This window comes from Natronomonas salsuginis (assembly GCF_005239135.1).
Taxonomy (GTDB): Archaea; Halobacteriota; Halobacteria; order Halobacteriales; family Haloarculaceae; genus Natronomonas; species Natronomonas salsuginis.
The window spans coordinates 26,274-39,512 of record NZ_QKNX01000004.1; the positions used below are offsets into that span (position 1 = coordinate 26,274).

General features: G+C 63.0%; 11 protein-coding genes and 4 pseudogenes. 7 read left to right on the forward strand and 8 right to left on the reverse strand.

Going from position 1 to position 13,239, the window contains the following annotated elements:
- Nucleotides 1-25: 25 nt before the first annotated feature.
- Together prf1 and serA are read right to left on the reverse strand one after the other, a co-directional pair.
- On the reverse strand, nucleotides 26-1,267 hold the full coding sequence (prf1, locus tag DM868_RS10520) for a peptide chain release factor aRF-1 (RefSeq protein WP_137276844.1): 1,242 nt from the start codon (nucleotides 1,265-1,267) through the stop codon (nucleotides 26-28).
- Between the two features lie 77 nt (nucleotides 1,268-1,344).
- Complete coding sequence (serA, locus tag DM868_RS10525) at nucleotides 1,345-2,925, reverse strand: phosphoglycerate dehydrogenase (RefSeq protein WP_137276845.1); 1,581 nt, start codon at nucleotides 2,923-2,925, stop codon at nucleotides 1,345-1,347.
- A 427-nt stretch (nucleotides 2,926-3,352) separates the two neighbouring features.
- Between serA and serB the strand changes: the two genes are divergently transcribed.
- Nucleotides 3,353-3,985, forward strand: a complete 633-nt coding sequence (serB, locus tag DM868_RS10535) for a phosphoserine phosphatase SerB (protein WP_137276846.1) — start codon at nucleotides 3,353-3,355, stop codon at nucleotides 3,983-3,985.
- Nucleotides 3,986-4,048: 63 nt separating this feature from the next.
- Nucleotides 4,049-4,318, forward strand: coding sequence for a hypothetical protein (locus tag DM868_RS10540; RefSeq protein WP_137276847.1), 270 nt, complete (start codon nucleotides 4,049-4,051; stop codon nucleotides 4,316-4,318).
- 28 nt (nucleotides 4,319-4,346) lie between these two features.
- Here DM868_RS10540 and DM868_RS10545 read toward each other — a convergent pair whose 3' ends face one another.
- The 3 genes and pseudogenes from DM868_RS10545 to DM868_RS10550 all read right to left on the reverse strand — a co-directional run.
- Complete coding sequence (locus DM868_RS10545; protein ID WP_137276848.1) at nucleotides 4,347-5,636, reverse strand: O-acetylhomoserine aminocarboxypropyltransferase/cysteine synthase family protein; 1,290 nt, start codon at nucleotides 5,634-5,636, stop codon at nucleotides 4,347-4,349.
- Nucleotides 5,637-5,727: 91 nt separating this feature from the next.
- Nucleotides 5,728-5,886, reverse strand: coding sequence for a VanZ family protein (locus DM868_RS15155; protein ID WP_170964480.1), 159 nt, complete (start codon nucleotides 5,884-5,886; stop codon nucleotides 5,728-5,730).
- Nucleotides 5,887-5,977: 91 nt separating this feature from the next.
- Nucleotides 5,978-6,493: pseudogene (locus tag DM868_RS10550) on the reverse strand (DEAD/DEAH box helicase family protein); the annotation flags it as partial.
- 208 nt (nucleotides 6,494-6,701) lie between these two features.
- Between DM868_RS10550 and DM868_RS10555 the strand changes: the two are divergent.
- From DM868_RS10555 to DM868_RS10565, 3 genes and pseudogenes are all read left to right on the forward strand, one after another.
- Nucleotides 6,702-7,955: a saccharopine dehydrogenase family protein gene (locus tag DM868_RS10555; RefSeq protein WP_137276849.1), complete on the forward strand. Its 1,254-nt coding sequence runs from the start codon at nucleotides 6,702-6,704 to the stop codon at nucleotides 7,953-7,955.
- Between the two features lie 3 nt (nucleotides 7,956-7,958).
- Nucleotides 7,959-8,198: pseudogene (locus tag DM868_RS10560) on the forward strand (hypothetical protein); the annotation flags it as partial.
- Between the two features lie 233 nt (nucleotides 8,199-8,431).
- Nucleotides 8,432-8,736: pseudogene (locus DM868_RS10565) on the forward strand (hypothetical protein); the annotation flags it as partial.
- A gap of 123 nt (nucleotides 8,737-8,859) precedes the next feature.
- Here DM868_RS10565 and hutI read toward each other — a convergent pair.
- The 3 genes and pseudogenes from hutI to DM868_RS10580 form a co-directional block, all read right to left on the reverse strand.
- Nucleotides 8,860-10,080 carry an imidazolonepropionase gene (hutI, locus tag DM868_RS10570; RefSeq protein ID WP_137276850.1) on the reverse strand — a complete coding sequence of 407 codons (1,221 nt, stop codon included), beginning with the start codon at nucleotides 10,078-10,080 and terminating at the stop codon, nucleotides 8,860-8,862.
- 31 nt (nucleotides 10,081-10,111) lie between these two features.
- The gene (locus tag DM868_RS10575) at nucleotides 10,112-10,933 is read right to left on the reverse strand and encodes a M20/M25/M40 family metallo-hydrolase (RefSeq protein ID WP_137276851.1); all 822 of its coding nucleotides are present in this window, start codon (nucleotides 10,931-10,933) and stop codon (nucleotides 10,112-10,114) included.
- A gap of 133 nt (nucleotides 10,934-11,066) precedes the next feature.
- Nucleotides 11,067-11,775 (reverse strand): annotated as a pseudogene (locus DM868_RS10580) (IS701 family transposase); the annotation flags it as partial.
- A 482-nt stretch (nucleotides 11,776-12,257) separates the two neighbouring features.
- Between DM868_RS10580 and DM868_RS10585 the strand changes: the two are divergent.
- Nucleotides 12,258-12,791, forward strand: a complete 534-nt coding sequence (locus DM868_RS10585) for a DUF7342 family protein (RefSeq protein WP_137276852.1) — start codon at nucleotides 12,258-12,260, stop codon at nucleotides 12,789-12,791.
- Nucleotides 12,792-12,799: 8 nt separating this feature from the next.
- Nucleotides 12,800-13,234, forward strand: a complete 435-nt coding sequence (locus DM868_RS10590; RefSeq protein WP_137276853.1) for a hypothetical protein — start codon at nucleotides 12,800-12,802, stop codon at nucleotides 13,232-13,234.
- The last annotated feature ends 5 nt before the right edge of the window (nucleotides 13,235-13,239 follow it).

Consider the following 13,239-nt stretch of genomic DNA (forward strand, 5'->3'; position numbering starts at 1 on the left):
GGTCGGTGCGTCGAGGCCGCTTCGTTCACACGCCGGTCGAGTACCGGAGGATCCCGGCGATCCCGCCGAACGCTGTCAGGAGCTGTTCGCCCTTCTCGAAGTCCGTCGAGATGAACTTCACGTCCGAGCCGCGCTGTTCGGCCAGTTCGATGAGGTGGTCGATCGCGTCCTCGCGCTCGATCACCTCGGCCTCCTGTCCGTTCTCGCAGGTGTGCGTCGGCGTGTTCGCCCGCCGGTCGACGAGTTCGTACTCGTCGCGCTCGCCGCACTCGTAGGTGACGACGTCCTGACGAAGGTCTTCGCTGATGAGGAGGCGATCGACCGAGCCCATGACCAGATTCCGCCGCGTCGCGTCGAACCCGTAGGTCGCCTTGCCGCCGTCGTGGAGCTGCTCGAAGAACTCCTCCATCTCGGATTTGTCCTTCATCACCTCCGTCTCGGCCAGCACGTCTTCGGCGGCGTCGACGAGGTCGTACAGCCCCGATTCGTCGGTGTAGGAGACGTCGAACTTCCCGAGCACCATGTCGCCGATCTCGTGGTGGAGATACTCGCCGTCGAGGAACTCATCCTTCGTCGGCGATGGCCCGCCGACCAACACGCCGTCCATCTCGTGGCGCTTCGGGACGAACAGGTCGTTCGCCATCCCCGCGACCTCCTGATAGAAGTTGTCGATGGCCTCGAGTCGGAGGCGGGCGAACCGCTGGGCCGACTGGCCACCCTTTCGCTGCTTGCCGGGCACGAGCGAGGAGGCCGACTTGACCGGCTCGACACGCTTGCCCTTCAGCCAGCCGACGTTCGCCTCCCGGCGATCGAGGACGACGAGGCCGTACAGCCCCTTGTCGCCCAGCATCTCCTGGAGCGGCTCGGTCAAAAAGTGCGAATCGCAGTGATAGCGGAACGACTCGATGGGGTCCGGCGGCGATTCGAGCACCTCAGTCACCATCGTCGTCTGGCCGCCACCCGAATCGACCGCGCCCGAGAAGAGAACCATTCCGTTCTCCGGTGGATGCACGTCGTAGTACTTCAGCCGGTCCTTGATGCTCTTCAAGGCGTCCTGCACCGCGGTTCTGGTCTGTTTGGACTTGATGTTCGACGCCTCGCTGTGTTCCTGTGTGACGTGCGCGACTACGTCGCTTATCAGCCGGTCCTCCGGGATGTAGATCGAGACGAGCTGGGTTCCCGAGCCCGAGTAGTCGTCGAGCTCTTCGATCACCTTCTGGAACTCGTATTTTTGTTTGTCGGACGGCTCTCCGTCGTCTTCGCTCATTGGGGGCCCTTGATGCCGGGGCGGTAAAACTCCGTCCTTTGTCCCTCGAACGCGAGTGCCGAAGCCGGCTGAAGCGCTCAACCGTTGAGGCTGATGTACTTCGTCTCGATGATCCGGTCGTCGGCTTCGAGCTCCCGTCGCGCTTCCTCCGGAACCTCCTGATCGATGTTGTAGACGGTGAGCGCTTCGCCGCCGTCGACCTCGCGGGCGTTGAACATCCCCGCAATGTTCACGTCGTACTTGCCCATCACGGTCCCGATGTGGCCGATGACGCCGGGTTCGTCGGTGTTGCGCGCGACCATCATCTGCCCGCCGGGGATCGCGTCGACCCGGTAGCCGTCGATGCGGACGATGCGGGCGTCATCGTCCGCAAACAGCGTGCCGCAGACGCCGATCTCGTCCTCGCCGTCGCTCACCGTGACGGTGACGAGCGACTGGAAGTCCTCGGACTGACGCCGTTTCGTCTCCGAGACCTCGATGCCTCGCTCCTCGGCGATCCGCGGGGCGTTGACCGCGTTGACCTGCCACTCGAGCGGCTGAAAGACGCCCTTGAGCGCCGACGCGGTGACAATCTCGACGTCCTCCTCGGCGATGTCGCCCTCGTACGTGATCTCGACGCGCTCGACGCGGCTGTCGAGCAGTTGGACGGCGGTCTTGCCGGCCGTCTCGGCGAGATCGATGTAGGGTTCGACCCGCGGGAACGCCGACTCGTCCATCGACGGCGCGTTCAGCGCGTTCATTACGGGTTCGCCGTTGAACGCGGCGAGCACCTGTTCGGCCGTCGAGACCGCGACGTTCTCTTGGGCCGCCTCGGTCGACGCGCCGAGGTGCGGCGTGACGATGACGTCCTCGACGTCGAGCAGCGGGCTGTCTTTGGGCAGCGGTTCCTCCGCGAAGACGTCGAGAGCGGCCCCGGCGACGATACCGTCCTCGACGGCCTCGGCGAGCGCCGCCTCGTCGATGATTCCGCCCCGGGCGCAGTTGACGACGTAGCCGCCCTCCATCTCGGCGAGCTCGGTCTCGCCGATCAAGTTCGCCGTCTCCGGCGTCAACGGCGTGTGGATGGTCAGCACGTCGGCGCGTTTGAGCGTCGTCTCCAGATCCGCGAGCTCTGCGCCGAGCTGTTCGGCGCGCTCCTCGGAGATGTACGGATCGAACGCGACGAGGTCCATCCCGATCGAGTCGAGCTTCTTTGCGACCTCCTGGCCGACCCGTCCGAGACCGACGATGCCGAGCGTCTTGCCGTTGAGCTCCGTGCCGAGGAACTCGCCTTTCGCCCACTCACCCGCTTTGAGGCGGGCGTGCGCCTGCGGGACGGAGCGCGCGGTGGCGAACGCCATCGCGACGGTGTGTTCGGCGGCCGCCCGAACGTTGCCTTCGGGCGCGTTCGCGACGATGACGCCCTGATCCGTCGCCGCCTCGATATCGATGTTGTCCACGCCGATGCCGGCCCGTCCGACGATGACGAGTTCGGGCGCGGCTTCGAGCACCTCCCTCGTGACTTCGGTCCCCGAGCGGACGATGAGCGCGTTCGCATCGGCGACCGCGTCGAGCAGTTCGTCGCCCTCGACGTCGTAGGCCGTGACGACCTCGTGATCGGTGTCCCGGAGGACATCGATCCCGGCGTCCGCGATGGGATCCGTGACCAGTACCTTCATGCGCGTACACTCCCGTCCGTCAGGGATAACGCTTTCTTCATCGATCCGCCTGAGCGGCGTTTTTCGACGAAATAAACCCACATATATGCATACTTTTTAACAACCATAGCTCTCTATACTCAGAATTGTGCGACTATCTCGACCCCGACGGTAGATCCTTGGGTCGCCCCGGCGATACGGGCTTATAGCTCTGGATCCCGGACTGACGCTCGCGGGCCTCATCCATGCGAACGTTGGGCGGCCTCCGCGAGAGGGCGATCGGATCGAGATCGGCCCGATAGCGCTGACGATGCTCGACCCGACCGAGACGCGTCTCCGGCGCATTCGGCTCGAGTGGAGCGAGCGAACCGGCTAATCGGGTGCCACGCGACCCCCGCCCACGACCGAGTACGATAACCCCTATGACCCCCCGCGACGCAGGACGAGTATGCTCATCGCGTTCGACTTCGACGGGACGCTCTCGGACTCTGAGATGACGGTGCTGCTCGGCGAGGAAGCCGGCGTCGCCGACGAGATCGACGAGATCACCGAACGGGCGATGAACGACGAGATCTCCTACGCCGAGAGCCTCTACGCCCGCGCGGAACTGCTCGACGGCCTCGAGGAGCCCCACGTCGAGGTGGGCTTCGATCGCGTCAGTTTGCGCCCTGGCAGCGCCGACGTGATCGAGGCGCTCTCGGCGGCCGGCCACCACGTCGCCATCCTAACCGGCGGCTTCGATCGCGGCGTCGAGAAGGCCCTCGACGCGGCGGGGACCTCCGTCGATACGATCGTCGCCAACCGACTGCCGATCCGAAACGGGAAGCTGACCGGGAACGCCGAGGGGCCCCTCATCGAGGGGACGAAAGACGACGCGCTCGCAGCTCTCGCCGAGGACCTCGACATCCCGATGGCCGACACCGTGGCGATCGGCGACGGCGCGAACGACCTCCCGATGCTCGAAGTCGCGGGGCTCGCAGTCGGGTACGAGCCGAAACCGGCCGTCGAACCGCACTGCGACGTGCTCGTCTCCTCGATGGCGGAACTGCGCGAGGTCCTGGAAACGGAAGGCGTGCTATAATCTCGACTCGCGGCGACTGTCCGTCTGACGCAACTTTATTCCAACCCGAAACGTGGAGAACGCATGAGCGTTCGCCGAATCGTGTTTGCGCCGCTGTATCTGCTCGCCGACTGGACCGACGACAATCCGATCAGCGCGCTCGGCGCGGTGGTAGCATTGGGTGCGCTCGCCGCGCTGCTCGTCTCCACGTCGCTCAGTAGTGGGGCAATTTCCGGCGGGCTAGCACTCGATTCGACGACTGCGGAACGGTTCGTCGACACCGCGATCGAGCGACCGGCCTACCTCGCGGCCGCCGTCGTTGGCCTCACGATGGTGGTGTTTTACGACGGGTAGACGGTAGCCGTCCCGCCGCCTCCGCCCCTCAGTTCGTCGCCGCCTTGATCGCCTGATCGAGGTCCTCGATGATGCGGTCGGTGTCCTCCAGGCCGACCGACAGTCGGATCAGGTCGTCCGTCACGCCGCTGGCTTGCTTTTCCTCGTCGGTGAGCTGTTGGTGCGTCGTCGACCCCGGGTGGATGATGAGCGTCTTCGCGTCGCCGACGTTCGCGAGCAGGCTCGCGAGTTCGACGTTGTTGACGGTCTTTCTGGCGGCTTCGTAGCCGTCCTCGAGTCCGAACGTGATCATGCCGCCGTAGCCGCCGTCGAGGTACTTCGTCGCCTCCTCGTGGGTCTCGTGGTTCTCGAGGCCGGGGTAGGTGACCCACGACGTCTCGGGGTGGTCCTGCAGGAACTCCGCGACGGCCATCGCGTTCTCGCAGTGGCGCTCCATTCGCATCGGCAGCGATTCGAGCCCCTGAATCGTGGCCCACGCGTCGAACGGGGCCTGCTGGTTGCCGAGGTCGCGGAGCCCGCGCGTCCGGGCGGCGTAGGCGAAGGCGGCCTCGCCGAACACTTCGGAGAAGTTGATGCCGTGGTAGGCGGGGTTCGACTTCGCGACTTCGGGGAACCGGTCGGCGTGTTCGTCCCACGGGAAGTTCCCGCCGTCGACGAGGACCCCGCCGATCGTCGTCCCGGAGCCGTGGATCCACTTGGTCGTCGAGTTCCACACGAGGTTCGCGCCGTGCTCGATCGGCTGACACAGCGCGGGCGTCGCGAAGGTGTTGTCGACGAACAGCGGGACGCCCGCGTCCTCGGCGATCTCGGCGAGCCGTTCGAAGTCGGGCGTCACGAGCGCCGGGTTGCCGATCGTCTCACAGTGGATGAACGCGGTGTCCTCGTCGACGGCCTCCTCGTAGGCGTCGTAATCGAGCGTGTCGACGAACCGGGTCTCGACGCCCCGGCGCTCGACGGTGTGCGTGAGGTAGGTGTAGGTGCCGCCGTACAACGACGACGCCGAGACGATGTTGTCGCCGGCGCTCGCGAGAATGAACGTCGCCAGGTCGAACGACGCCATCCCCGACGATGTGGCGAGCGCGGCGATTCCGCCCTCCAGCGTCGCGATGCGTTTTTCCAGCACCGCGTTGGTCGGGTTCATGATCCGCGAGTAGATATTGCCCACTTCTTGGAGTCCGAAGAGGTTCGCCGCGTGCTCGGCGTCCTCAAACTCGTAGGATGTCGTCTGATAGATCGGCGGGGCTCTCGCGCCCGTGGTCGGATCGGCCTCTTGGCCTGCGTGCAACGCGTTCGTGTAGAGGTCGTCTCTGTCGAACATACGAATGAGACGCACCGCGTCGGTGTTAATACCTAGTATCGATGGCAACCCTGGCCGATATCGGTGACGTAGCCTCACAGGCTCTCGACGATCAAACCGGCGGTTCGAGCGGGCGACCGACGCGGTAGAGCCGCACTCGACGGCGCAGTATCCGCCAGAGCCCGACTACGATGGCTGCTCCAGCGGCGTTCGCGAGCACGTCGCTGACGCTCGAGTATCGACGCGGCAACGCGAGCTGGAGGAGTTCCATCGCGGCCCCACGCCGATCGCGACGAGAAAGACGATCGCCAGCACCTGCCAGTCGGGCCGGGGGCTGTCAGCGAGCGCGTAGCCGAGAACCAGTGCGACCCCGGCGTAGGCTCACCCACCGAGGTATCGACAGGGTCGAAATCGGCTGTAAGTTGGTCGCCGAAGGCGTTGGTGAGCGTGGCGTGCCACTGGTTCATCAGATCGATCGTCGGCGTCACGACGAGCGTGCTCACGCCGGCGTCGGCGATGGCCTGGAGACCGAGAAAGGTCTTCCCGCTCCCCGTCGGGAGCACGACACTCCCTTGACGTCCGTGGTTGATCCAGGCGTTGAGGGCGGCCTGTTGGTAGTCACGCGGTTCGATGTGAAGTGCCGGCGTAAGTTCGAGGTCTGGGTAGCCCCGGGCAGCATCCTCGCAGGCTGCACCGAATCCATCGAGGAGTGTGGCTTGGTCGTCGTTGCCCGTCCATGTGCCGGCCCATTCGAGGAGGGCTCGATATCGATATGCCTGTGTGCGATGCTCGTCGATGCGGTCGTCCCACTCCGCGTGGGGCACATTCTCGGTCGCGTCACGGAGTAGGAGAGTTCCGTCGTCGAGTTCGATCCGCATTCGCTATGTAGATGTATGCGACCGGCCGGATTCAATCTGTGGGTCGCGTTTGAGTGGTTCCTGTGACTTGAGCTGAAGGCTTCGGTGCCTCATACTCTTCCCTCGAAACCGGGTGTCGTAGAAACCCGATAAAATGGTTCCACTATCATCGGTCAGTGCCTTGCCCGAACAGTTGAGGTTCTTCGCGTCCTATTGGTAGTAGAAACCCGTGTCATCTACAACAAACAACTACGATATCGTGGTCTGGGGAGCCACAGGATTCGCTGGCCAACTCGTCGCCGAACATCTCACCAGTCACTACCCCGCTGCTGAACTGTCTGTTGCTATTGGTGGTCGAAATGAATCTGAGCTCCGCCGACTCGCAGAAGGGCTTGCAGATGAGTCTGATCGAGAGGAGATCGCCATTGTTGTCGGTGATGCCACCAAACCGGCGAGCCTCCGTGAGATGGCCAGCCAAACGAAGGTCGTCTGTACGACAGTCGGGCCCTACACGACATACGGGACACCACTCGTCGAAGCCTGCATTGAGGCTGGAACCGACTACTGTGATCTCACCGGGGAGATTAATTGGGTCCGAGAGATGATCGACCGCTATCACGACGATGCTGTGGCTGCCGACGTGAAAATCGTCCACAGCTGTGGGTTCGATTCGATCCCATCCGACCTCGGGGTCAAACTGCTGCAATCGTACGCTACCGAGGCGTTTGGAGACCCTTGTGAGTTCGTTCGTATCTATCTCGAAGATGGAGAGGGTGGGGTGAGTGGCGGAACCTTAGCCAGTGCGGCCGAATTATTCGAAGCCGCTGCAACTGATCCGATTGCCCGAGAAACAGTATCGAATCCGTACTCGTTGGCTCCACCGGGCGAACGCTCCGGTGTCGATACAGGCGAACAACGACGACCACAGCGAGATTCCATTCGCTCGATATGGACGGCTCCCTCGCCGATGGCAGCCGTCAACGAACGGGTGATCCGACGGAGCAATGCCCTCTTGGAGTATCCGTGGGGCCGAGAGTTTCGGTGTACAGAGGTCGTTCCAACCAGTTCTGGGATCGGCGGTGCCGCAGCAGCTGGCGGGATCGCACTCGGCTTGGGTGTCGGAACCGCTGCGATGAAGAGTCGGCTGCTTCGGCGTGGATTGCGTCGGTTCGTGTTCCCTGAGCCGGGCACAGGGCCCTCGGAAGCGAAGATTAAATCAGGTCACTTCTTGATTCGTGTCATCGGCCGAGGGACAACGACCGATGGGCCGTTCACTGTGGTAAGTGAGATCGGAGCCGAACTGGATCCTGGCTATGGCGCAACCGCCCGGATGCTCGGAGAGGCTGGGATGTGCTTGCTGCGGGGTGAGACGGAGTCACCGCTAGACGGTGGCATTCTGACGCCCGCTTCGGGGATTGGTGATCCACTCGGTGATCGACTTCGGGATGTTGGCTTCACCGTGACCGCTGGTGCGTGGCAATGAGCTCGTGACGTTGCCCGTTACGCCGAATCGTTGGCTGAGCACAAGGAGCGGAACCCCCGGCTCGAAGAAGCGTCAGATGACCCCGACACCGTAGACCGTCCCGAAGATCTCCCGGAAGACGTCCCGACAAAAACGACGGTCACCATCAAGGAGATCAACGATAACCGCTACTACTACTGGCAGTGGCGGGAGGGAGACAAAATCAAGTCCAAGTGCAAGGGTCCAGTCAGTCCCAACGAGTAGGAGGGATAGCTAGCGTGGAATTGAATGGACGATCTCTCGTGTACGAGATGAAATCCCCAAGAGGATAGACAAAATCGAGGGGGATAAGAGCTCGTCATCAAACGAGAGGAGCCGCGAACGGATAAAAAAGCCGGTAATGGGTCCATACACGAAATTCGAGCTAGCGTACGTTCTCTCAGAAGGGACTGATCCAGAGGGTGTTGAGGCTGATCTCGGTGCATTCACTGATGCCGATCGTGACCGGCGACGGTGAGATGGCACGGAAGACGATTGGAAGCCTCAAGGGGGTCGAAGCCCGCGACGCGCCCGTAGTCGCGGTGACGGACGGCCAATCCGACGTCGAGCGCTACGCCGACCACGTGCTTCGGGTGCCGGAGACCTATCCCCAGGCCGCGGCGGTGCTCGCGAACGTCCAGTTACAGTTGGCGTCGTATCACGTCGCGAACCGACGCGGTCGATCGACAAGCGTCGGAACCTCGACAAGAGCGTGACGGTGGAGTGGGCGGACGTTCGAATCCCGACTGAACAACATCGGTAGCACTGTGTCGTGTGTCGACCGAGTCGAGAGGCGACCCTGAGTGTTCGACGCCCTATGGCAAGGGAAGCGGAGGTCAGCCAACAAGAAATCGGGTGGCTGGTGTGAAAGCTGGTGATCGAACAGTCAGTGAACGACGGTGCCGTCTTTGAGGACTGTCTCGACGAGCGCGCCGTCGTACTTGTACGGCAGGTGTCTGTACGTCGGTGCATCGAGGACGACCAGGTCGCCGGGTGCACCAGTGCGAAGGGTACCGCGGCCGTCAGTGCGGTCGAGTGCAGCGGCACCACGTTCAGTGATGCCGCGAATCGCCTGAGCGGGCGTCATCCCGACGCCGACGCAGGCGAGCGTCGCCGCGAATCCGAGCGTCGGCGCGTAGCAGTTGGGGTTGAAGTCGGTCGCAATTGCCGGAATCGTTCCGCGCTCCTCGAAGGGTGCAAGCCTCGGATACTCACCGTCGAGTCCGAAGGCAGTTCCCGGGAGGAACGTGGGGGTGACGCCGTTGTCGACGAGGCTGGCCGCGTCCTCGGGCGTCGACTGGAGCAGGTGGTCGGCGCTGGCTGCCGACAGTTCCGCGGCGAGCTGTGACCCACCGAGGCGGGCGAACTCGTCGGCGTGAATCTTCGGGGTGAGGCCGTGTTCCTGCCCAGCGGTGAGGATGCGACGGGACTGCTCGACGGAGAAGACGTCGGCTTCACAGAACACGTCACAGAACTCGGCGATGCCCTGGTCTGCCACCGTGGGAAGCTGCTCGGTGACGACCGACTCCGTGTATGCCTCGCTGGTAGTGTCGTCGGGGACAGCGTGTGCGCCCATGAATGTCGGGACGAGGCCGACGGGGTGGTTCTCGTTCACTCGGTCGATGACAGCGAGCATCCGGAGTTCAATGTCGGTGTCCAGTCCGTAGCCGGATTTTACCTCCGCTGTGGTCGTCCCGTTTGCAAGCATCACGTCGAGGTGGGTACGGAGTTGGGCTGCGAGTTCGCCGTCGGTCGCCTCGCGGACGTTGCGGACGGTGCGGAGAATGCCACCGCCATCGGCGAGAATTTCTTGGTAGGACTTGCCCGCGAGTTTGGCCTCGAACTCGTCGGAGCGGTCGCCGACGAACAGCGCGTGGGTGTGGGAGTCGACGAAGCCGGGGAGGATGCAGTTCCCGCTGGCGTCGACGGCTGTCTCGGCGTTTGCAGGCGGGTACTCGGCGGTAATCTCCGCCGACGGCCCGACGGCACTGACCGTCCCGTCCTCGATGACCACGGCCGCGCCGGTCTCGGTCTGGAGCGTCTCGCTGTCCTCGTCGGCCGGGCCCGTGACGATCTCAGTGGCGTCGTGAACGACGGTGTAGGTCATGCGTGCCCCCTGAAAGCGACTTGCGTCGATGTCATTCGCCCTCAGTTGCGTCTCGCATCGGGATTGGGACGTCGGACTCGTTGGCCTCCGCAAGCGCCTCCTCGTAGCCAGCGTCCGCGTGGCGGATGACTCCCATTCCTGGGTCGGTGGTGAAGACGCGACGGGCTTTCTCGGCGGCCATCTCCGAGCCGTCGAGGACGACGTGGTTGTTCGTGTGCAGCGAGTTGCCGATGCCGACGCCCGCGTCGTTGCTCGTGAGTTTCGTCCCCTGCTCGATGTGCAACTCGACCCAGGAGTCCCAGTGCGCCGCATCGATGGTGTCCTCGCCCGCAAAGCCGATGCGCTCCAAGTGAGTGGCGAGGGAGACCCCCTCGTCGTCGGTCAGTGAGAGCGCTTCGGATGCCGTACGTTGTCCTGTCGCCACTGACGAACCGAGCGTGCCGACACCGAAGCGAGCGCCCTCCTCTTCGGTGAAACAAACGACCTCGATCGGGCGGGCGGGAGAGACCTCTGCCGCCTGCATGGCGCGGACGCTCTCGAGTGCGCCATAGGTTCCCAGCGGCCCGTCGAAAATCCCACCGCGGGGGACGGAATCGAAATGGCTGCCGACGGCGACCGGGGCAGCATCCGGGTCACAACTCGGAGGTATCCAGCGACCGACGATGTTGCCAACGGCGTCGACGCGGACGGAGAGACCTGCCGCGGAGAGTCGCTCGACGAATCGCTCTCTCACTTGCTTGTCTGCGTCGCTGCCGGTGAGGACGGTTCGAGCCGGCCCCTCGCTCGCATCGACCGCCCCGAACTGCGCGTTCGCCTCGATATCCGCACGCAGACGCGCCGCGTCAACGTTCATGTTCCAATACTCTGTGTAGCCACTGATAAAGGCGCAACCACCGTGTGGGCGGTCTGCCCTATTCGAGCTCCGCTGGGTTCGCGTTTGTGCTGAGGATGGCGAGAGAGAGGCAAACAGGTCACCACATCTCAAACACATCGCGCTCAACCGTGTCGATTCGCTCGGCCAGCTCATCGACACGGAGTTCTTCGCCCGCGTAGGTCACTTGTCGATTGCTGCGGAGCGGGCCAATCCAGTCCTTGCCGTACGATTCGATCTGTTTGGGGAGGTCGGAGTCGTGAGCGAACCACGAATCGAAGAGGTAGGTATCCGCAGGCACACCTACCTCTTCTTCGAGCTCCGTAACGATCTCTCTGGCTAGATCGTATTTCGTATCGCGGTCGTCGTCCTCGTCATCTTGCTGTTCGTAGAGGCGGAAGGTGAGCGGCTAGGCGGTTTTGTCGTCAGCGTAGAAGGCGTAGATGAGGTCTTGGCCCCAGACAGTGTCACCTTCAGCGTGATCGTAGAACCGGCCGACGCCGGGGACTTCGTCCCCGGCTTTCTCGGTGATCGTGTCGTCAAGGATGATGTAGCCATCTTTCGACCAGCGCGTTTCACCGTGTTTCTGAAGCTCTTCGAGGCGTTCGTGGTTGAACTCCTGGTCGTCCCAATCGGACTCGGTGAGGAACTTATCGAGAGCGCGTTTTCCGCTGGCTGGAAGAACTTCGCGTGCGATGCCCGCCACAGGTCTTGTTGCTGGCCGCAACAAGACCTGTAGCGTAGGTTTTGGCGTGGTGTCGTTGTGCTGGAGACAGCGACTCGAACACACGCGTACACGACAGGAAGCCCGTGATCGGCATCATCCGTCTTTGCCACCGCCTACGTCACGCTCTACTTCAACGTGCAAAGCTGAGTTATTTACTGAATCGTGTAGGAGTCTGCCTGTCATCTAGAGTGCGTCGGCGTCGTCGGCTTCCTCCCACGACTGAAGTCGTGGTTTTCGGTCTTACTATTCTATGAGCGAATCGGGTGGCACGAATCGACCGTCAGTCGGCGGGCTGTTCGAGAGGATCTCATCACCCGACTCACCTGGTCGGCCTCGCTGACAACTGATCGCAGTCACGACGTGCCGGTCGACAACCCAGATACGTTCAGGGTAAAACCTGCTCGAAAGCTCCGGATGCACTGACCTAGGCGAGTTAACCAACAATTCTCTGAGTCCGGGGCTATTGTTGGTTAATATCGTGCTTCTCTCGAAGCCAACAGCCGACACCCAGTACGCTACTCTTATCGGGAAACTATTCCCCTAAGTAAGAACTATATCCTTCAACCTACAATCTCGAGTATGTCCGAAACAGACGCCGCCGATGGGCCGCCCCCCTTCGATGACGCGTTTAGTAGCGACGACGTCGAACAACGCATCTACGGCACCATCCTGCAGACCCGCGAGCCGACGACTGCAACCGCGATCGCCGACAGCGTCGACTGTGACCCCAAGACCGCCCGGAAGTACCTTGGCTGGTTCGACGATTTGGGAATCGTCACTCGACACGATGGCCATCCGGCCACCTACGAACGAAATGACGCATATTTTGAGTGGCGACGCATCAATCAGCTCGCAGCCGACCAGTCCGTCGAGGACCTGCAGGATCGCGTTCGTGAGCTGACGACGCGCATCACCGAGTACGAGGCGACGTACGACGCCGCGTCACCGGCCGCAGTCGACGCCGTCGCCGCTGCAGAGGACAGCGACGAGCGGACCATCGACGACGTGTACAGCGACCTCGGCGACTGGGCGACTGCCCGCGAGGAGCGCGACCGCTACGAACGCGCCCGCCAGCAACGCACGAGTGGCGAGCGCGAACAGGCGTCCGGGTAGCCCGCTCGATGGTGCCACCGACAGGCGATGGTGGGAGTCCTGCCCCCATCGATCGTTCCATCCTCGAGTTCCTCCAGACGCGGCTCCAAGCGACGAGGCAAGTCTCACGAGCAACCGTCACGGATACAAGCGGTCATCTGGAACTCCACGTCGTCTTTGCCCCGTCGTACTACCCAGCAGCCGTCGACGAGGCGCAGTTGACGGTCCGTTGGTACACAAACGACGATTTCAAACTCCACTATCGAGAGCAGCACCCGGACCACGCCTGGGAGTGCCGGTGGGACCGACACCCGAATCCGCACAATACACGAGACCACTTCCATCCCCCGCCCACCACCCCGACGCCCGGCCAGGACGCATCGTGGCCAGACGACCATCGTGACGTCGTTGCGCTCGTCCTCGACGAGATCGAAGACCGGATCACAGCCCTTTGGAGCGAGTAATATAC

Excerpts from the sequence above, each read along its gene's own strand:
- prf1 (WP_137276844.1), bottom strand. The coding sequence starts at position 1,267 with ATGAGCGAAGACGACGGAGAGCCGTCCGACAAACAAAAATACGAGTTC.
- serA (WP_137276845.1), bottom strand. The coding sequence starts at position 2,925 with ATGAAGGTACTGGTCACGGATCCCATCGCGGACGCCGGGATCGATGTC.
- serB (WP_137276846.1), top strand. The coding sequence starts at position 3,353 with ATGCTCATCGCGTTCGACTTCGACGGGACGCTCTCGGACTCTGAGATG.
- DM868_RS10540 (WP_137276847.1), top strand. The coding sequence starts at position 4,049 with ATGAGCGTTCGCCGAATCGTGTTTGCGCCGCTGTATCTGCTCGCCGAC.
- DM868_RS10545 (WP_137276848.1), bottom strand. The coding sequence starts at position 5,636 with ATGTTCGACAGAGACGACCTCTACACGAACGCGTTGCACGCAGGCCAA.
- DM868_RS15155 (WP_170964480.1), bottom strand. The coding sequence starts at position 5,886 with ATGGAACTCCTCCAGCTCGCGTTGCCGCGTCGATACTCGAGCGTCAGC.
- hutI (WP_137276850.1), bottom strand. The coding sequence starts at position 10,080 with ATGACCTACACCGTCGTTCACGACGCCACTGAGATCGTCACGGGCCCG.
- DM868_RS10575 (WP_137276851.1), bottom strand. The coding sequence starts at position 10,933 with ATGAACGTTGACGCGGCGCGTCTGCGTGCGGATATCGAGGCGAACGCG.
- DM868_RS10585 (WP_137276852.1), top strand. The coding sequence starts at position 12,258 with ATGTCCGAAACAGACGCCGCCGATGGGCCGCCCCCCTTCGATGACGCG.
- DM868_RS10590 (WP_137276853.1), top strand. The coding sequence starts at position 12,800 with ATGGTGCCACCGACAGGCGATGGTGGGAGTCCTGCCCCCATCGATCGT.